This is a genomic window from Rhizobium sp. T1470, assembly GCF_042140505.1.
GTDB classification, from domain to species: Bacteria; Pseudomonadota; Alphaproteobacteria; order Rhizobiales; family Rhizobiaceae; genus Rhizobium; species Rhizobium favelukesii.
On record NZ_CP148092.1, the window covers coordinates 80,203 to 99,213 of the forward strand.

The following is a 19,011-nucleotide window of genomic DNA, read 5'->3' on the forward strand; positions in this document are numbered from 1 at the left end:
GGTCTGTGCTAGGCTTCTCACATGAACGACGTATCAAATGAAAGATTCTTTGCCGACGTGCCGGTTTTCACCGACTTCGAGCGCGTCACCGATACCAGCAACTATCACCCGCTCCCCGACGGCTGGTTCCTGGCGCTCGCCGACATCGTCGGTTCGACGCAGGCGATCGCGGCCGGCCGCTACAAGGACGTGAACATGGCCGGCGTCAGCGTCATTTCGGCGGTGCTGAATGCGGTTGACAAGGGCGACTACCCGTTCGTGTTCGGCGGCGATGGCGCCGTGGTCGCATTGCCGGGAGGACTGGAGGGTTTAGCGCGTGGCGCATTGGCGGCGGCGCAGCGATGGGTTGAGGAGGAAATGGGCCTGACGCTGCGCATTGCGGTCGTGCCTCTCACCGATATTCGCAAGGAAGGCCTGGACGTTCGCGTCGCGCGTCATGCTGCCAGCCCGTTCGTCACCTATGCGATGTTTGCCGGCGGTGGAGCCAGTTGGGCCGAACGCCAGATGAAGAGCGGACGCTATGGTGTTGACGCCTCACCGCCCGGCACACGGCCGGATCTGACCGGTCTGTCGTGCCGATGGAGCCCAATCGCGGCACACAACGGCGAGATTGTCTCCATTATCGCCGTACCGGCCGAGGGCGGTCGCCCCAGCGCGGCGTTCCGCAAGCTCGTGATGGAGGTGGTGGCCATCTCTGCAGAGCAGGGCCGCGGCGGCCACCCGGTTCCTCCGGACGGCCCCGAATTTGCCTTTTCGATGAGGGGCGTCGATCGAGAGGCGCGGGCAACAGCAATGCCGGGAAAGCGGTTGAAGCAGAAGCTGTTCATCATGCTTCAAATCGTTCTCGTGGTCGTCCTGCACAGGCTGGGCGCCAAGTTCTTCGGCTTCGATGCCCGGCGTTACACGCAGGACGTTTCCGGAAACTCTGACTTTCGCAAGTTCGACGATGGCCTGAAGATGACGATCGATGTCGACGCGCAACATCTCGGCCGCATTGAGGCGCTCCTCGAAGAGGCGAAAGCGAAGGGCATTGCTCGTTTTGGTCTTCACCGGCAGGCTTCAGCGCTGATGACCTGTTTTGTTCCCACGCCGCTTTCGCGCGATCACGTGCACTTCATCGATGGCGCCAGCGGCGGCTACGCCGTCGCCGCGAGCCAGATCACAGGCAAGAAGCTGTCTGCAGTCAACATCACGCCTTGACGATGTGATCGGCGCGCAGCCCGAGACGCGCGAAAACGTTGCGCGTGTCGATGATCAGCGCGGCACTGCTTGCGATGACCGCATAGTCGAGCTGATCATGGTCGGTTGCCACGAGAACGGCGTCGTAGGTTTCCAAAGTCTCCCGCGTCAGGGTCATTGACGTCCGGCCCTTCAGATGCTGGTATTCGCGTGTCGACGGAATCTCGGCGACATGGGGATCGTGATAATCGGCCTTGCCGCCGCGCTCTTCGATGAGCTCCATCAGGCGTAGCGAAGGGCTCTCGCGAATGTCGGCGACGTTCTTCTTGTAGGCAAGGCCGAGAACCAGGACCCGTGAGCGGCTAAGGGCCTTGCCGGCGCGGATGTCGAGTGCTTCGGCAAGCTTGCCGACGACGTAACGCGGCATGGCCGAATTGATCTCACCGGCGAGTTCGATGAAGCGCGTCGGCAACTCGTATTCGCGGGATTTCCAGGTGAGGTAGAAGGGATCGATCGGGATGCAGTGGCCGCCGAGGCCGGGGCCGGGATAGAAGGGCATGTAGCCGAATGGCTTGGTCTTTGCAGCGTCGATCACTTCCCAGACATCGATCCCCATGGCGGCGTAGACGGTCTTCAGCTCGTTAACGAGCGCGATGTTGACCGACCGGAAGATGTTTTCCGTCAGCTTGACGGCCTCTGCGGTTGCGTTGGAAGACACCGGAACGACGGTTTTGACCGCCGCGCCGTAAAAGCTCGTCATCAGCGCCAGCGCCTGTGCACCGTCGCCGGCGACGACCTTTGGAATGGTCGCCGTGTGATAGTGCTGATTGCCCGGGTCCTCACGTTCGGGCGAAAAGCCGACGAAGAAGTCGCTGCCCGATTTCAGACCGGTCTTCTCAAGGATGACCTTGACGATGTCGTCCGTGGTGCCCGGATAAGTCGTCGATTCCAGCACCACAAGCTGGCCGGCTCGCAGATGCTCGGCAATCGAGCGGGACGTTTCCTCGACAAAGGAAAGATCAGGGTCGCGGTGCTTGGTGAGCGGCGTCGGCACGCAGATGACAATGACATCGCAGGCCGCAAGCTTGGCAAAGTCCGTTGTGGCAGAAAAGCGCCCGCCGTCAATTTCGGCAGCGAGATCGTCGCTTCCGACAGAATCGATGTAGGAACGCCTCGCCTCGAGCGCGACGATCTTCTTGGCGTCGATGTCAAAGCCGGTAACGACAAAACCGCTGCGGGCAATGGCGATTGCCAGCGGCAGGCCGACGTAGCCGAGGCCTATGACGCCGGCTCGGGCGCTGCGGGTTTCGATCTTGCTTAAAAGGATGTCGTAGGCAAAGGAACTGGCCAAGGCAGGTCTCATCTGAGTGCTGAACGGTACCCTGATCTAATGGAAGACCGTGGCAATTGAAACCCGCCCGCAAATCACTGCCCACGACGCAATCGTGAAACTCGCGCCAAGGATGCGCCGCGATCACCCCGCAGGTCTGACCGGTGTGACCAAAAAGACCCGGTGTGCCCGAAGAGAGCCATCGCAATGCCAGAAAATGTGCAGATGCCATTGTTTGGGGTTTGCCCCATGCCTATCTACGTTGAATAACGAACCGCGAGAAAGGACTGCCTATCCTGCCCGCTTTATCAAGGGTTTGACAGGTGCCGCTGCCGGGCTCCCGGCAGATCGTTGACACAATATTACCGCTCGTCCATCCTCCTACCCGCCCTGCGCACGGCATTGCTGCAGGCTGGGTCGCTGACGCTTTTCAGGAGTGGACGTCCTTTATGAGGATACTACCGAGAATGGGCACGATCGAATCCAGCGTCTCCTCTATTTTGTTGGATCGGGTCGCTGAATGGCTGACCAATTCCTCGTTGGCCGGGGATGATCTAGAGAGCGTCGTTCGCGGATTTTGCGAACGCATCGCGGCGGCCGGCCTGCCGATCGCGCGCGTGCATCTCACATTTTCCATGCTGCATCCGCTCTACGATGCGCTGAGCTTCACATGGCGACGCGCAAGCGGCGTGACGATCGAAGGATATCGCCATACCGCAGGGCAGAAACCAGACCGCTTTCTGCAGAGCCCGTATTACTACCTCCTGGACAATAACCTCCAGCACATCCGCCGTCGCATCCCAGCCGACGGGGCAGCCGAGTTTCCGGTCTTCGTCGATCTGCGCGAAGAGCGCATCACCGACTATTTGGCGTTCGTCCAACCGTTCGGCGATGGCTCGGTGCAGGGGATGATGGGATCGTGGTCGACTGACAGCCATACCGGTTTTTCCGACGACATGATCGATGCGCTGCTGCGTATGCAGAACCACCTTGCCGTTGCGGCCAAGATGGCAGTTCTCGGCAAGCTCGCCAACAACATGCTGACCACCTATCTGGGCGGCGATGCCGGCAAGCGGGTGTTGAATGGCCAGATCCGTCGCGGCGACGGCGAGACGATCCGTGCCGCTCTCGTTATGGGCGATATGCGCCAGTCGACCGTGTATGCCGAAAAGGAAGGCCGGCAGGCCTACATCGATACGCTGAACCAGTTCTTCGACGCAATCGCGGCGCCGTTCAATCGCAATGGTGGTGAGATCCTAAGTTTCCTCGGGGACGGCTTCCTGGCGGTCTATCCCTGCGGCCGGCACAAGGATCCCTCCAAGATTGCCTGTCAGGCCGCCCTTTCTGCGGTCCATCAGGCGCAAGCCCGGGTTGCGGAATTGAACCGGGAACGATTGGAGGCGGGCTTGAGCAAGGTTTCCTACGGGATCGGCCTGCACGTCGGCAATGTGATGTTCGGCAATGTCGGCCTCAAGGACCGGCTGACGTTTTCGGCCTTCGGCTCTGCTGTCAACGAGGTCCAGCGCCTGCAATCGCTGACGAAGAAATACTCGAGCGAGGTGGTCGCAAGCCAGGCTTTCGCCGGCTACTGCGGTGGCGAGTGGCGCACCTTGGGAGAAGAAAAGCTGCGCGGCATCCGCCAGAAGGTCACGGTTCTGCAGCCGCACGTGCCGGCGTCTGTCCTGCATGTCGAAGAGAACTTCCGGGACGTCGTACCAGCCGCACTTTCTGAGGCGGAGCAGGTCATCCTGCTTCATCGTGATGCTCGCAAGCAGGCCAAGAAACCAACGGTGGAGGAGTTCATTCAATAGGGGTGCTGGCAACCCCAGAGACAGTCGAGGTTTGAACTTGTCCAGCGTATGAAATGCGCCAGTTTTTCCGTGTCCGTCATCAACTGGACACCCCGATTGCGGTACGATAGTGTGCCTTAACGGGAACAAAGAAAAACTGGGGAATTTCATTGGTATGGCGTCCGCCTCGGATCTTTTGCGCATCGAGAACCTCGACGTTTCCTTCTCGGTTTTCGGCGATCGCCTGCGCGTCGTAAAGAACGCGAATATTCGTATTTTGCCGGGCAAGGTCACCGCGCTCGTCGGAGAATCCGGCTCGGGCAAATCGGTCATCAGCCAGAGCATAATGGGGATTCTCCCGAACCCGGCGAGAGCGGAAGGGCGCATTCTCTTCACCGATCCGTTGGACGGCAAAACGACCGATATTCTGCAATATTCGCGCGACAGCGCTGAGATGCGTGACCTGCGCGGCCGGCGTATGACGACGATCTTTCAGGAGCCGATGACCTCGCTGTCGCCGCTCCACACCGTCGGCAATCAGATCGGAGAAGCGCTCCTCATCCACACGGAAGCCGACAAGAAGGAAGCACGCGAGAAGACCGAGGAGATGCTGGGTCTCGTGGGCTTTGCCAACCCGAAGCGCACCTTCGAGATGTACCCCTTCGAACTCTCGGGCGGCATGCGCCAGCGCGCGATGATCGCCATGGCGCTGATCTGCAATCCGGCGCTGCTGATCGCCGACGAGCCGACAACCGCCCTCGACGTGACAATTCAGGCGCAGATCCTGGAGCTGTTGCGTGACCTCCAGCACAAGCTCGGAATGGCGATGCTGCTGATCACCCACGATCTCGGCGTCGTCGCCAACATGGCAGACGAGGTGGTGGTGATCTATCACGGTGAGATCATGGAGGCGGGACCGGTCGAGTCGATCTTCCGCAACCCTCAGCATCCGTACCTCAAGGGCCTGATGGCGGCCGTGCCGCATTTCGACATGAAGCCGGGCGAGCGCCTTAAGGCGTTGCGCGATGTTCCGGTTAACCTGGAGTCCTTAATCGGCAAGAAGAAGGTGAAGGCCGAAGGGCCGGAGATCCTCCTTTCCGTCAACAACCTCTCCAAGGTGTTCAAGACCCGCAACCGCGGCTTCTTTGGAACGCGCGAAGCTGCCCTTGTCCGCGCTGTTGACGATGTCAGCTTTGACATCCGCCGAGGGGAGTGCCTGGGGCTCGTCGGTGAATCGGGATGCGGCAAGACGACGGTCAGCAAGATATTGATGCGGGCCGTGACGCCGGACGGCGGCTCGGTCATTTTCAACGATGGCAAGGACGTGATCGACGTCCTGTCCGTCTCCGGTGACGATCTGCAGGCGCTGCGCACCAAGATACAGATGGTCTTCCAGGACCCGGTCTCCTCGCTGTCGCCACGCATGACCGTGCGCAATATCCTCAGCGAGCCGCTGGAGATTCACGATCGTGGGAACGGTGCGGAGCGTAAGCAGAGGGTGGAGGGGTTGATGGGCGCGATCGGCCTCGACCGGCGCTACCTCAATCGCTACCCGCACAGTTTCTCCGGCGGACAGCGCCAGCGTATCGGCATTGCCCGTGCGCTTGCGCTTGGGCCGAAACTTGTCATTCTCGACGAGCCGGTATCGGCGCTCGACGTTTCCGTTCAGGCACAGATCCTCAACCTGCTCAAGGACCTGCAGAAGGACCTCGGGCTGACCTACCTGTTCATTTCGCACAATCTGGCGGTCGTCGACTACATGGCCGACCGCATCGCAGTGATGTGCAAGGGGCGCATCGTCGAGATCGCCCCGCGCGAGATTATCTTGCGTGATCCGGTGCATCCCTACACGAAGTCGCTGTTGGCGGCAGTCCCCTTCCCCGACCTCAATCGGCCGCTCGATTTCGAGGCGCTGAGAAAAAACGGCGCCGCCGACAAGCAGAACTGGGGCATTACCTTTACGGCGGAACATGATGATGCTTCCGAGCTCGATTATGCCGATCTCGGCAACGGCCATCTTGTGCGGGCCCGCAAGGGTGCTGACGCAAAGGAGCTTCGCTCATGGTAACGCGGCGCACATTTCTTGGTGGTGTTATCGGTTCGGCAATAGCGCCTTCCCTCGTCGAGGCAGCGGCGGATCGTGACATTGAGCCGGAGTTTCTCAGGGATTGGTTGCGCGCGGGCCGCATTCCTCCGATGGTGGATCGCCTGCCGACGCATCCGCGCATCGTCAACATGAAGGAAGCGGGGCGGCAACCCGGCGTCTATGGCGGCACGGTTCGCACGATCATCGGCAGCCAGAAGGACATCCGCTACATGACCGTCTACGGCTATTCGCGCCTGGTCGGTTATGACAAGCATCTGATGTTCCAGCCGGATATTCTCATGGGCTTCGAATCCAAGGATGACACGGTCTTCACCTTCTATCTGCGCGAGGGTCACCGCTGGTCCGATGGCGCACCCTTTACGGTGGACGATTTCCGCTACTGGTGGGACGATGTGATCCTCAGCAAGGATCTGACGCCTGGGGGAGGCGCGCTTGAGTTGCGACCGCACGGCAAGCTGCCGAAATTTGAAGTGCTCGACGCTTTGACGGTTCGCTACACCTGGGAACGACCCAATCCGATGTTCATGCCGGCGCTCGCCGGCCCACTGCCGCTCGTAATCTTCGGGCCAGGGCACTATCTCAAGCAGTTCCACAAGAAATATCAGGACGACTTCCGCCTGTCGGCGCTGATGAAGGAAAACCGCGTCAAGAAATGGGCGGACTTGCACATCAAGATGTCGCGCTCCTCACGCCCTGAAAATCCGAACCTGCCGACGCTCGATCCATGGCGCAACACCACGCCACTGCCGGCCGACCAGTTCGTGTTCGTGCGAAACCCGTTTTTCCACCGGGTCGACGAGAACGGCGTGCAACTGCCCTATATCGACAAGTTCATCCTTAACGTCAGTTCGTCCTCGATCATCGCTGCCAAGGCCGGTGCCGGTGAATCCGACCTGCAGGCGACGGGCGTCGACTTCAACGACTACACATTCCTTAAGGATGCCGAAAAGCGGTTTCCGGTGAAGGTCAACCTGTGGAAGCAGGTGCGCGGATCGCGCGTGGCGCTGCTGCCAAACCTCAACTGCGCCGACGAGGTCTGGCGTAACCTGTTTCGAGAAGCCCGCTTCCGCCGCGCGCTGTCGATGGCGATCGACCGGCACGAGATCAACATGGTCGCCTTCTACGGCCTTGGCAGGGCAAGTGCTGATACCGTTTTGCCCGATAGCCCCCTTTTCAAGCCGGAATATGCCGAAGCCTTCATTGCCCACGATCCGGATCAGGCAAACAAGCTCCTGGACGAGCTCGGACTGACGAACCGTGCCGCCGACGGCATTCGTCTGCTGTCTGACGGGCGCCGCGCCGAAATCACCGTGGAAACGGCTGGGGAAAGCAATCTCGACACTGACGTGCTGGAACTGGTGCGTGACCATTGGCGCGAGGTCGGTCTCGCCCTCTATACCCGCACCTCGCAGCGTGATGTCTTTCGCAGCCGCGCCATGAGCGGCACGATCATGATGTCGATCTGGTTCGGCATCGAGAACGGCGTCGCAACCGCCGACATGCCGCCCGGGCAGCTTGCACCGACGCTTGACGATCAGCTGCAATGGCCGCTTTGGGGAATGTACCACCTGTCTGCTGGGCAGGAAGGCAGCGCTCCCGATCTGCCGGAAGTGGAGCAGCTGGTCGATCTTCTCCAACAGTGGGGCGAGACCGCAAGGTTTAAAGAGCGCGAAGTGATCTGGCATCAGATGCTGGGGCTCTATACCCAACAGGTCTTCTCGATCGGCCTCATCAACGGCACCCTGCAGCCGATCCTCAGATCCGCCAAGCTGCAGAACGTGCCTGAGAAGGCCCTCTATGGTTTCGATCCAACGTCCTATCTCGGCCTCTATATGCCGGATGCCTTCTGGTTCAAGGAGGCTTGAGGGATGCTGAAATACATTCTTTGGCGCATCGCAGCGATGGTGCCGACGCTGTTCATCATCTCGGCACTGGTCTTCACGATCATCGAACTGCCGCCAGGTGACTTCTTCGAAAGCCAGATCGCCGAACTGCGCGCCCAGGGCGAAAGCGCCAACCTTGAGGAGATCGAAGAGCTTCGCAAGCAGTATGGTTTCGACAGATCCGAGATCGTCCGCTACGTCTATTGGGTTGGCGGCATGCTTCATGGGGACTTCGGCTATTCGTTCGAGTACCAGCTGCCGGTTTCCGATGTCGTCGGTGATCGCCTTTGGTTGACGATGCTCGTCTCCTTTTCCACCATCCTTTTGACCTGGCTCATCGCATTTCCGATCGGGATCTATTCAGCGACCCATCAGTACAGTTGGGGAGACTACGGGCTGACCTTTCTCGGTCTCCTGGGCATCGCCGTCCCGAACTTCATGCTGGCGTTGATCCTGATGTACTTCGCCAATATCTGGTTCGGGGTTTCGATCGGGCATTTGATGGATCAGAGGTTCCTCAACGCGCCGATGAGCTGGGAAAAGGCGCGTTCGATCCTCTCGCATCTCTGGATACCGGTGATCATCGTGGGAACGGCAGGCACGGCCGGCATGATTCGGCGGCTTCGCGCCAACCTGCTCGACGAGATGCAGAAACAGTATGTCGTGACCGCTCGCGCCAAAGGGCTTCACCCGCTTCGCGCGCTGGTGAAATACCCGCTGCGCATGGCTCTTAACTTCTTCGTTGCCGATATCGGATCGATCCTGCCTTCAATCATCTCAGGTGCGGAAATCGTTGCGATCGTGCTTTCGCTGGAGACGACCGGGCCAATGCTCATCAAGGCTCTTCAGAGCCAGGACATGTATCTGGCAGGTTCCTTCCTGATGTTCCTCGCCTTTCTCAACGTGATCGGTGTTCTCGTCTCCGACATCGCGCTTGGTTTCCTCGATCCGCGTATCCGCCTGCAAGGCAGGAGCACCAAATAGATGTCGCCCTTGCCACCGCCCGGCGCACCGCTGCCGCACTATGTTTCCACCGCACCCTTCGATCCCATGGCGACCGAAGGGATGACGTCTGCGCAATCGCGCATCCATCTCGCCTCGCAGAAGCAATTGATGTGGTGGAAATTCAAGCAGCACCGGCTGGCGCTTGCCTCCGGTATCTTCCTGCTTGCCATTTACCTCATGATTGTCGTCGTCGAATTCATTGCGCCCTACGGGCTGCACACCAGGAATGTCGATTTCATCCACTCGCCGCCACAGCGCGTCCATTTCTTCAACAATGGCAAGTTTGTCGGCCCCTTCGTCTACGGGCGAAGCATGTCGCTTGATCTCGACACGCTGCACCGGATCTACACCGACAAGCCAAACGATGTGCAGCCGATCCGTTTCTTCTGCCGCGGCGATCCCTACAAGCTCTGGGGGCTGGTGAGTTCTGACCTGCATCTGGTCTGCCCGGCAATCGGCGGACAGATGTTTCTACTCGGTACTGACCGCCTCGGTCGCGATGTGCTTTCCCGCATTCTCTACGGCGCGCGCATTTCGCTGACGATCGGCCTGATCGGCATCACCATCAGCTTCTGCCTCGGCATCGTGATCGGCGGCCTTGCCGGCTATTGGGGCGGCGCCTTCGATTTGATCGTTCAGCGCGTGATCGAAGTGCTGCAGTCGTTGCCGAGCCTGCCGCTTTGGATGGCGCTGGCGGCGATCATGCCGGCCACCTGGAGCCCGATCGTCATCTATTTCGGGATCACGGTCATCCTGGGGATCATCGATTGGACCGGGCTGGCGCGAGCGGTGCGCTCGAAACTCTTGGCTCTGCGGGAAGAAGATTATGTGCAGGCCGCCCAACTGATGGGCGCCAGCACACCGCGCGTCATTGGCCGACACCTTGTTCCCGGCTTCATGTCCCATCTGATCGCCTCTGCCACGATTTCGATCCCTGGGATGATTCTTGGCGAGACGGCACTCAGCTTTCTTGGCCTCGGTCTGCGTCCGCCGATCACCAGTTGGGGCATTCTGCTGACAGAAGCAAAGAGCGTAAGCGTCATCGCATTCTATCCATGGTTGCTTTTTCCGATTATACCGGTCGTTCTGGTGATTTTGGCGTTCAACTTTCTGGGAGACGGCTTGCGCGATGCGGCAGATCCCTACAAATAGCGGCCAGCCCGGCGGAGCGCTGCTCTGTCTTCTGACGGCCAGCAGAAACCGACGGTGCTAGTATGGTCTACAGCGCAGAAGGATTGCCCATGGCACGGCGCCTGGAAGATGCCCGTATCCTCATGTATAGCCACGACACGTTCGGACTCGGCCATTTGCGCCGCTGCCGCGCGATCGCGCATGCTTTGGTCGAGGATTATCGCGGCCTCAACATTCTCATTATCTCTGGTGCCACGATCGCCGGCGCGTTCGACTATCGAGCGCGCGTCGACTTCGTGAAGATCCCGAGCGTTATCAAGCTTCGCAACGGCGAATATACCTCGATGGCGGGCCATATCGACCTGCATGAAACGCTGAAGATGCGTGAGGCCAGTATTCGCCACACGGCCGAAACGTTCCAACCCGACATTTTCATCGTCGACAAGGAGCCGATGGGGCTGAAGGGTGAGGTAGAGGAGACGTTGGCCTATCTCAAGGCGCGCGGCACCGTTCTGGTGCTTGGGCTGCGCGAAATCATGGATGCGCCACACCTGCTCGATGCCGAATGGAAGCGAAACGGCATCATGCAAAAGATCGACCACTATTACGATTCCGTCTGGGTTTACGGGCCGCCGGATTTCTACGATCCGCTCGTCGGTCTGGACGTTCCGGCAAGTGTGCGCAGAAAGATGGATTTCGTGGGATTCTTGCAACGCAGTGTCTCCACGAGCAAGACCTCGATCAATGCACGCTCGGACAACTACATTCTGGTCACGACCGGCGGTGGCGGCGATGGGTCAGATCTGGTCCACGATGTCATGAATGCCTATGAGAATGATCCGACCTTGCAACAAAAAGCCCTCGTTGTGCTGGGCCCTTACATGCCAGCGGCCGAGCGCTCCAAGCTGGTGACCAAAGGGTCACGCATCCCCTACATCGAGGTGATCGAGTTCGATAACCACATGGAAGAGTTGATGGTGGGCGCCACGGGCGTCGTGGCCATGGGCGGTTACAATACCTATTGCGAAATCCTCTCGTTCGACAAGCCTGCCCTTATTGTTCCTCGCGTGAAGCCGCGGCAGGAGCAGTTGTTGCGCGCCAGGCGGGCAAGTGCGCTCGGGCTCGTTGATGTATTGCTGCCGGATCAGTCCGCAGATCCGACGGTGATGTCTGAAGCGTTGAAACGACTGCCCGAACGCGTACCGCCGTCAAAGAGTGGCTGTACCTTGCAGCTGCAAGGCTTGGATCATATCTCGCAGACGGTCGGACATTGGCTGGATGGCCGCGGTCGCCACCTGTCCGTCGTCGGGGCCGAGTGAAGACCAAGACCTTGTCGCAGCGTCGTAAGATCCTTGTCGTTCTGAAGGGCTATCCGCGCCTTTCGGAAACGTTTATCGCCCAGGAACTGCGCGGTCTGGAGAAGGCCGGCTTCGAGCTGACCTTGATCTCGATGCGCCGCCCCACCGACAAGAAGCGGCATCCGGTGCATGACGAGATCAGGGCACGCGTCGTCTATCTGCCGGAGTATCTCCACGAGGAGCCGATCCGCGTGCTGAAGGGACTGATGGCGAGCTTTCGCAAGCCCGGCATCAAGGCGCTGTGGAAACGCTTCTTCAAGGACCTGGCGCGCGACCTCTCCCGCAACCGCTTCAGACGGCTTGGACAGGCGATGGTACTCGCACGCGAGTGGCCGGACAATGGCGAATGGCTGCACGCACATTTCATCCATACCCCCGCCTCCGTGACCGAATATACGAGCATTCTTACCGGCGTGCCGTGGACGTGCTCTGCCCATGCCAAGGACATCTGGACATCGCCCGATTGGGAACTGCATGAGAAGCTTGGCAGTGCCCGCTGGACCGTGACCTGCACGCGAAGCGGATACGAGCACATGCGGACGCTGACACCGCGCAAGGAAGCTGTGCATTTGAGCTATCACGGGCTCGATCTGGCACGTTTCGGGCATTTCGGCGGCAAACGATCGCAGCGCGATGGCAGCGACCCGGCGGATCCGGCCTTCATTCTCAGCGTCGGCCGCGCGGTGGAGAAGAAGGGATACGACACGCTGTTGAAGGCACTGTCCCTGCTGCCCGGCGACTTGAACTGGCGTTTCGAACATATCGGTGGTGGCGACAATCTGTCGAAGCTGAAGGTCCTGGCTGCGGATCTTAATCTGGCGGATCGGATCATCTGGAAGGGTGCACTTGCCCAGGAAGATGTACTCGATCATTATCGCCGGGCCGATGTTTTTGCGCTTGCCTGCCGGATTGCTTCCAATGGTGATCGCGACGGTTTGCCGAACGTGCTGGTGGAGGCGTCCAGCCAGCGTGTGCCTTGCATTTCGACGTCGGTATCCGGCGTCCCAGAGCTTCTCGTCGATGGCGAAAACGGGATGGTGGTGCCACCGGACGACCCAGCAGCGCTCGCGGTGGCACTTGAGGAAATGATCCGCCATCCCGCCTTGCGGTCGCGGTTGGGAAACGCTGCGGAAAAGCGCGTGCGCGAGCATTTCGATCATGAGGCGAGTATCGATCAGCTTGGCCGGCTGTTTGCAGACGAATGGCAAAAAGCCTCATGAAGACGCCCCGGGTCTTTTTCTATGTCCAACACCTGCTTGGCATCGGCCACATTGCTCGGGCAAGCCGCATCGCCAGCGCGCTCGTCAGCGACGGGTTCGACGTCACCGTTGTGACCGGCGGTCTGCCGGTTCCGGGTTTCCCCGCAGGCGGCATCAAGACGGTGACGCTGCCGCCGGTTGTGGCGAGCAATGCGGGTTTTTCCGGACTTGCGGACGGCAATGGCGTTGCCGCCGACGAGGCATTCCTGAGCCGGCGTCGCGATCTGCTGCTTGCCGCCTTTTTTGATGCAGCGCCGGATGTCGTCATCATCGAAGCTTTTCCCTTTGGTCGCCGGCAGATGCGGTTCGAATTGCTTCCGCTTCTTGACGCCATCGAAACGGCGCATCCTCGACCGAAGCTCTTTAGCTCCGTGCGCGATATCCTGCAGCAGAACCGCAAGCCGGGACGCGACGAGGAGACCGTCGGGCTTGTCAGGGACCATTTTGACGGCGTCCTGGTGCACGGGGATCCCGACTTTGTGCGTTTGGAAGATACGTTTCCCTTGACGTGCGAGATCGCATCGAAAATTCGCTATACCGGCATGGTGGCGGCCGCACGCTCGGCCGATCCCAAGGAAACCTTTGACATTATTGCATCCGCCGGTGGCGGAGCGGTCGGCCTTGATCTGCTTGGTGCCGCCAACAAAGCCGCCGCCCTGTTGCCGGCGAACCTGCGGTGGCTGCTTATCGGCGGGCCGAACCTTCCGGAGGTCGATTTCGCCAGCTTGGCGGATGCGGCGCCGCAAAATGTTACCCTCGTCCGGTTTCGCAAGGATTTCCCTTCGCTGCTGCGCGGCGCGCGTGTTTCCATCTCGCAGGCGGGTTACAACACCATTGGTGATCTGCTGCAGACCGATTGCAGGGCGATCCTCGTTCCCTTCGTTGCTGGCGGAGAAACGGAGCAGACGGTTCGTGCGCAACGGCTGCAGGCACTCGGGCTTGCAGATGTCCTGCCGCAGGCCGGTCTGACCCCCGAGATCGTTGCCGGTGCCATCAGGACTGCACTTGCGACGCGGCGCGCGGCGCCGGTGTCGCTGGATCTGAGCGGTGCTCACAAAACAGCGGCGATCATTCGTTCAATGATTGGCTGAAACCCTCGCACTTTGCGAAAGTCATGTGATATAAACAACGTCCCGGCGAGAATCGGCATGACGACGGCAAGCCGATTCGCCTTGTTTTCATTATGAGATCCGGCGGTCCGGTTGCATGGTCCTGTTTTCGGCATTCCCCTTTGTCTTGCCGCAGGTTCACTGCCCCCAGATTTCCCAGGCAACTGACGGTTAGCAATGGAAAAAAGCCTCGCGCGTTACATCTGGTCAAACACGCGGCTGCAGCAGCTCTGGATTTTGACAGTCGTTGCAGTTTCGATGATCCCCTATTTCCTGTCTTTCGACCTGCCGAAGCAGATCGTCAACGGACCGATTCAGGGTTCGGGCTTCGAGGGCCAGGGCGCAACACAAACCTTCATGCGGCTCGTCTATACGTTTCCCGTCATCGGCGAAGTCGAGTTCTTCAAGGGTGTCCAGCTTGACCGGCTGCAGATGCTGATGGGGCTGAGCCTCGTCTTCCTGGCGCTTGTTGTTCTGAACGGACTCTTCAAATTCTATATCAACACCTACAAGGGGCGGCTTGGCGAGCGGATGCTGCGCCGCATTCGCTTCGAGCTGATAGACCGGGTCCTGCGGTTCCCGCCGTCGCATTTCAAGCGCGTCAAATCGGCTGAGATCGCGACAATGATCAAGGATGAAGTGGAGCCGATGGGCGGCTTCACGGGCGATGCCTTCGTTTCGCCGGCCCTGCTCGGCGGTCAGGCGCTGACGGCACTCGCCTTTATCATCATTCAGAACTTCTGGCTCGGGATGATCGCTGCGGCGATCGTCGGTGTCCAGGCGGTCGTGATCCCGCGCATGAGAAAGCGGCTGCTTGAGCTTGGCCGCCTGCGTCAGATCACAGCGCGCGAACTGTCTGGCCGCGTCGGCGAGATCGTCGATGGCATAGGCACAATTCATGGTAACGACACGTCGAATTTCGAGCGTGCCGACATTGCCACGCGGCTTGGGTTGATCTTCTCGATCCGATACGATCTCTATCAGTGGAAGTTTCTGGTCAAGTTCCTGAACAACTTCCTGGCCCAGGTGACGCCGTTCCTGTTTTATGCGATCGGCGGCTATCTCGCGCTGCAGGGGCGTCTGGATATCGGTCAGCTTGTGGCCGTCATCAGCGCCTACAAGGACCTGCCCGGTCCGCTGAAGGAGCTGATCGATTGGGATCAGATGCGCCAGGACGTGCAGGTCAAGTACCAGCAGGTCTACGAGCAGTTCAATGTGGAGCCGTTGATCGATGGCAAGATCCAGGAGATTTCGGATGCGGCGATAGGCGCATTGTCGGCCCCGCTCGTGATCACCAACCTGAGTGTGAGTGACGATAGCGGCGCGCGGCTGGTCGACCACGTCTCGGTCGAGATCAAGCCGAATGAAACGGTCGCGGTGGTCGGCCCGAACTCCAGCGGCGCGGAAGCCTTCGCGGAGGCTCTCGGTCGGCTGGTGTGGCCGGACTCCGGCCGCGTGACCATCGACGGCAAGGACCTTCTCGATCTGCCCGAGTCCATTACCGGTCGACGCATTTCCTACGCATCCGCCGACACCTACTTCTTCCACGGGACGCTGCAGGACAATCTCCTTTACGGCTTGAAGCACGCCCCCTTGCGCGAGCCGCAATATGACGGCAAGGAGGCTCTGGAGGCCAAGTGGCATGCTGAAGAGGCCGTCAAGGCCGGCAATCCGACGATGGATATCAACAGCGACTGGGTGGACTATCAGGCCGCCGGTGCGACGGGCCCGCACGACATCCTAACGGCGATCCGGCCGGTGCTCGATGCCGTGCTCATTTCGCAGGACATTCTCGATCTCGCGCTTCGATCGACGGTCAACACAAGCGTGCATGTGGCGCTCGCCGATCACATCGTCGATCTGCGATCGGCACTGCGCCAGCGCATGCAGGAAACCGAGCTCGCCAACATCGTCGTGCCGTTTGATTTCGACGCCTACAATCGGCAGGCCACGGTCGGCGAGAACCTGCTCTTCGGTTCGATGAAGCGGCCGATGATGAACAATCGCCGGTTGGCGGCGCATCCCTATTTCCAGGCGCTGTTTCGCGAGACCGGTCTCAGCAACGATCTCTATGCCATGGGCCTTGAGATCGCGGAAAACGCCGTCGAACTCTTTCATGACCTGCCGCCGGATCACCCGTTCTTCCAGCAGCTGACCTTCATGACGGCAGACGATATCCCGACCTATCAGGCTCTGCTGCAGAAACTGCAGAGCCGACGGTTTGACGACGCAGCTCCCGACGAGCGTTCGGCCATTATTCGGCTAAGCTTTGCCTATATCGAGCCGCGGCATCGTTTTGGTCTGCTGACAGACGAGCTGATGGAAAAGATCGTCAATGCCCGCAAGCAGTTCCACGAGAACATTCCTGAAGATCTCGCCGCCGTCATCGAACGATACGATCCGGAGCGCTTCATCTCCTCGGCAAGCCTGATGGACAACGTCCTGTTCGGACGTATCGCCTACCAGCAGGCCGACGCGTCCGATCGTATCCGGGCCATCATGGGTGACCTGTTCGACAAGCTCGACCTGTTCGACGACGTCTTGTCGATCGGGCTTGAATTTGACGTTGGCTCAGGCGGCAAACGCCTGACAATGGTGCAGCGGCAGAAGCTCAATCTTGCCCGCGCGCTTCTCAAACGATCTGACTATTTCGTCTTCAATCGGCCGATGTCAGCGCTCGACCAGCGTGTTCAGGACCAGATCACGCGCAACATTGTCGAAGGATTGCACAAGGAAGGCGAACGGCCGGCCATCATCTGGGTGCTTTCGAACGCAAAACTCGCGGAAATGTTTGATCGAATCCTGTTGTTTGACCGCGGCGCGCTGGCCGAAGCAGGAAACTTTCCGGAGCTTTCCGAACAAAACGGTATGTTCAAGGAACTGTTATCGTAATATTCTACTGAGGGGACAATAAAGATGGCGCCCCTTGCGAGGTGCCACGGTCAAACGTCGTGCACCGAACAGCGCGACAGGGATAATACGTTTATGCTGTTGAGAGACGAAGTCGAAATGCTGCGGCGGGTGCCAATCTTCTCGCGGATAGCACCTGCGAAACTCAAATTGTTGGCCTTCACTTCCGATCGCATGACATACAACGTCGGACAGGACCTCTTCCATCAGGGCGATCCGGCCGATGCCGCTTATGTCGTTCTGTCGGGAACCGCCGACATTCTTGTCCATTCGCCCGCCGGCGACATCAAGGTCGCCGATGTGGAACTCAATTCGATCGTCGGCGAAATCGCCATTCTATGTGACGTCTCGCGTACCGCGACGGTTCGCGCCACCTCGCCTTTGGAAGTCCTGCGCATCAGCAAGGAACACTTCCTGAAATTGCTCAGCGATTTCCCCGAAATGGCCGTCGAGGTGATGCGGGTGTTGGCAGACCGTTTGAACCATACAACGGCGGAACTGACTGCAGCCCGTGCGGCGAAGCTGCCGCAGGTCGCGATGTAGCGATTTCAACGTCTTTGAAGGCAAAAGGCCTGCCTCAGATCGTGAAGCAGGCCTTTTTTCTGTTTTGGCGCATTCAGTCGCGCTGTTCGAGCGCCTTGCTGAAGGCCAGAGCAGCGAGTGTGCAAACGGCGCCCGACAGCAGGTAGTAGCCAACGAAAGGCAGGCCGAAACGACTGGACAGTGTCAGTGCGACCAGCGGCGCAAAACCAGCGCCGACGAGCCAGGCAAGATCGGAGGTAAAGGCGGCGCCCGTATAGCGGTAGCCTCTGCCGAAGCGCGATGAGATCGAGCCGGTCGCCTGGCCGAAGGACAGGCCAAGGACGCCGAAGCCGATGATGACAAAGGCATCCAGCCCTTCGGATCCGGCAGCGATCAGGAACGGCCCGATGAAGCTGAAGATCGCGATCAGCACGGCACAGATGCCAAGCTGGGCGCGCCGGCCGATGCGGTCTGCGATCATGCCGGAGACGACGATCGCGACGAGACCGACCATGGCGCCGACGATCTGCACGACCATGAACGTGCCGATCGGCTGGGTTCCGTAGAGGTACATCCAGGTAAGCGGGAAGATCGTCACGAGGTGGAACATCGCGAAGCTTGCGAGCGGAACGAAGGCCCCGAGCAGAATGTCGCGTCCATGGACGCGCAGCACATCACGGATCGGTGCTGCTTCGAGTTCGTGCTGTTCCAGCGCCGAGCCGAAATCCGGCGTCATGACGAGACGCAAACGCGCAAAGAGCGCAACCACGTTGATTGCAAAGGCGACGAAGAACGGAAAGCGCCAGCCCCAGCTCAGGAAGTCCTCACTGGACAGATTGGCGATGAAATAACCAAACAGCACGCTTGCCAGCGCAAAGCCGATCGGGGCGCCGATCTGCGGGATCATCGCATACCAGCCGCGGTGGTTTGGCGGTGCGTTGAGTGCAAGCAGCGAGGCCAGACCATCCCATGCGCCGCCGAGTGCAAAGCCCTGGCCGAGCCGGAACAGGGCCAGCAAGGCGATCGACCAGGCGCCGATCTCGTTGTAGCCCGGCAGGAACGCGATCGACGCCGTCGAACCGCCAAGCAGAAACAATGCGATCGTCAGCTTGGCGCCGCGGCCGTAGATACGGTCGATGGTCATGAACACGACCGATCCGACCGGGCGCGCCAGAAAGGCGAGCGAAAAGATCGCAAAGGAATAGAGTGTTGCCGTCAGTCGATCGGGTGCGAAAGGAAAGACAAGCTGAGGGAAGACCAGGACCGATGCCAGGCCGTAGACGAAGAAATCGAAGAATTCCGACATGCGCCCAATGACGACGCCGATCGCGATGCTGCCGGGTGATACCGGCTTGTCGGCATGAATTCGCCGCGCATCCTGTTCCATCGATGTGGATGATGGTCCGTAATGTGTAGTATTCGCCATTA

At 59.7% G+C, this 19,011-nt stretch carries 13 protein-coding genes; 11 read left to right on the forward strand and 2 right to left on the reverse strand.

What is annotated here, in order from left to right; genetic code table 11:
• The first annotated feature begins 21 nt into the window (after nt 1-21).
• Complete coding sequence (locus WGT02_RS21630; protein WP_024314380.1) at nt 22-1,200, forward strand: DUF3095 domain-containing protein; 1,179 nt, start codon at nt 22-24, stop codon at nt 1,198-1,200.
• Here the strand turns inward: WGT02_RS21630 and WGT02_RS21635 are convergent.
• On the reverse strand, nt 1,190-2,542 hold the full coding sequence (locus WGT02_RS21635) for a nucleotide sugar dehydrogenase (RefSeq protein WP_208246755.1): 1,353 nt from the start codon (nt 2,540-2,542) through the stop codon (nt 1,190-1,192). The genes WGT02_RS21630 and WGT02_RS21635 overlap by 11 nt on opposite strands.
• A gap of 434 nt (nt 2,543-2,976) precedes the next feature.
• Here WGT02_RS21635 and WGT02_RS21640 point away from each other — a divergent pair, with 434 nt between their 5' ends.
• The 10 genes from WGT02_RS21640 (at nt 2,977) to WGT02_RS21685 (ending at nt 17,604) form a co-directional block, all read left to right on the forward strand.
• Nucleotides 2,977-4,320 carry an adenylate/guanylate cyclase domain-containing protein gene (locus WGT02_RS21640; protein WP_024314382.1) on the forward strand — a complete coding sequence of 448 codons (1,344 nt, stop codon included), beginning with the start codon at nt 2,977-2,979 and terminating at the stop codon, nt 4,318-4,320.
• A gap of 154 nt (nt 4,321-4,474) precedes the next feature.
• Nucleotides 4,475-6,367, forward strand: coding sequence for an ABC transporter ATP-binding protein (locus tag WGT02_RS21645; RefSeq protein ID WP_024314383.1), 1,893 nt, complete (start codon nt 4,475-4,477; stop codon nt 6,365-6,367).
• The gene (locus WGT02_RS21650) at nt 6,361-8,271 is read left to right on the forward strand and encodes an ABC transporter substrate-binding protein (protein ID WP_208246757.1); all 1,911 of its coding nucleotides are present in this window, start codon (nt 6,361-6,363) and stop codon (nt 8,269-8,271) included. The genes WGT02_RS21645 and WGT02_RS21650 overlap by 7 nt, the downstream gene beginning before the upstream one ends.
• Before the next feature lie 3 nt (nt 8,272-8,274).
• Nucleotides 8,275-9,273 carry an ABC transporter permease gene (locus WGT02_RS21655; protein WP_208246759.1) on the forward strand — a complete coding sequence of 333 codons (999 nt, stop codon included), beginning with the start codon at nt 8,275-8,277 and terminating at the stop codon, nt 9,271-9,273.
• Complete coding sequence (locus WGT02_RS21660; RefSeq protein WP_208246761.1) at nt 9,274-10,446, forward strand: ABC transporter permease; 1,173 nt, start codon at nt 9,274-9,276, stop codon at nt 10,444-10,446. It abuts the gene before it with no gap.
• Nucleotides 10,447-10,535: 89 nt separating this feature from the next.
• Entirely contained in the window at nt 10,536-11,744 is a 1,209-nt protein-coding gene (locus tag WGT02_RS21665) for a glycosyltransferase family protein (protein ID WP_208246763.1), read from the forward strand.
• A gap of 11 nt (nt 11,745-11,755) precedes the next feature.
• Nucleotides 11,756-13,003, forward strand: coding sequence for a glycosyltransferase (locus WGT02_RS21670; protein ID WP_208247891.1), 1,248 nt, complete (start codon nt 11,756-11,758; stop codon nt 13,001-13,003).
• Nucleotides 12,985-14,133, forward strand: coding sequence for a glycosyltransferase family protein (locus WGT02_RS21675; protein ID WP_208246765.1), 1,149 nt, complete (start codon nt 12,985-12,987; stop codon nt 14,131-14,133). Before WGT02_RS21670 ends, WGT02_RS21675 begins: the two co-directional genes overlap by 19 nt.
• A gap of 195 nt (nt 14,134-14,328) precedes the next feature.
• Nucleotides 14,329-17,043, forward strand: a complete 2,715-nt coding sequence (locus WGT02_RS21680) for an ABC transporter ATP-binding protein (protein WP_208246774.1) — start codon at nt 14,329-14,331, stop codon at nt 17,041-17,043.
• Nucleotides 17,044-17,136: 93 nt separating this feature from the next.
• Entirely contained in the window at nt 17,137-17,604 is a 468-nt protein-coding gene (locus tag WGT02_RS21685; protein ID WP_024314391.1) for a cyclic nucleotide-binding domain-containing protein, read from the forward strand.
• Nucleotides 17,605-17,677: 73 nt separating this feature from the next.
• On the opposite strand, the gene WGT02_RS21690 is transcribed toward WGT02_RS21685, so the two are convergent.
• Complete coding sequence (locus WGT02_RS21690) at nt 17,678-19,009, reverse strand: MFS transporter (protein WP_024314392.1); 1,332 nt, start codon at nt 19,007-19,009, stop codon at nt 17,678-17,680.
• Nucleotides 19,010-19,011: the final 2 nt, after the last annotated feature.

What these genes read in the sequence shown, in the direction of transcription:
- WGT02_RS21630 (WP_024314380.1), top strand. Translation starts at nt 22, where the DNA reads ATGAACGACGTATCAAATGAAAGATTCTTTGCCGACGTGCCGGTTTTC.
- WGT02_RS21680 (WP_208246774.1), top strand. Translation starts at nt 14,329, where the DNA reads ATGGAAAAAAGCCTCGCGCGTTACATCTGGTCAAACACGCGGCTGCAG.
- WGT02_RS21635 (WP_208246755.1), bottom strand. Translation starts at nt 2,542, where the DNA reads ATGAGACCTGCCTTGGCCAGTTCCTTTGCCTACGACATCCTTTTAAGC.
- WGT02_RS21675 (WP_208246765.1), top strand. Translation starts at nt 12,985, where the DNA reads ATGGCAAAAAGCCTCATGAAGACGCCCCGGGTCTTTTTCTATGTCCAA.
- WGT02_RS21690 (WP_024314392.1), bottom strand. Translation starts at nt 19,009, where the DNA reads ATGGCGAATACTACACATTACGGACCATCATCCACATCGATGGAACAG.
- WGT02_RS21645 (WP_024314383.1), top strand. Translation starts at nt 4,475, where the DNA reads ATGGCGTCCGCCTCGGATCTTTTGCGCATCGAGAACCTCGACGTTTCC.
- WGT02_RS21665 (WP_208246763.1), top strand. Translation starts at nt 10,536, where the DNA reads ATGGCACGGCGCCTGGAAGATGCCCGTATCCTCATGTATAGCCACGAC.
- WGT02_RS21660 (WP_208246761.1), top strand. Translation starts at nt 9,274, where the DNA reads ATGTCGCCCTTGCCACCGCCCGGCGCACCGCTGCCGCACTATGTTTCC.
- WGT02_RS21655 (WP_208246759.1), top strand. Translation starts at nt 8,275, where the DNA reads ATGCTGAAATACATTCTTTGGCGCATCGCAGCGATGGTGCCGACGCTG.
- WGT02_RS21685 (WP_024314391.1), top strand. Translation starts at nt 17,137, where the DNA reads ATGCTGTTGAGAGACGAAGTCGAAATGCTGCGGCGGGTGCCAATCTTC.
- WGT02_RS21650 (WP_208246757.1), top strand. Translation starts at nt 6,361, where the DNA reads ATGGTAACGCGGCGCACATTTCTTGGTGGTGTTATCGGTTCGGCAATA.
- WGT02_RS21640 (WP_024314382.1), top strand. Translation starts at nt 2,977, where the DNA reads ATGGGCACGATCGAATCCAGCGTCTCCTCTATTTTGTTGGATCGGGTC.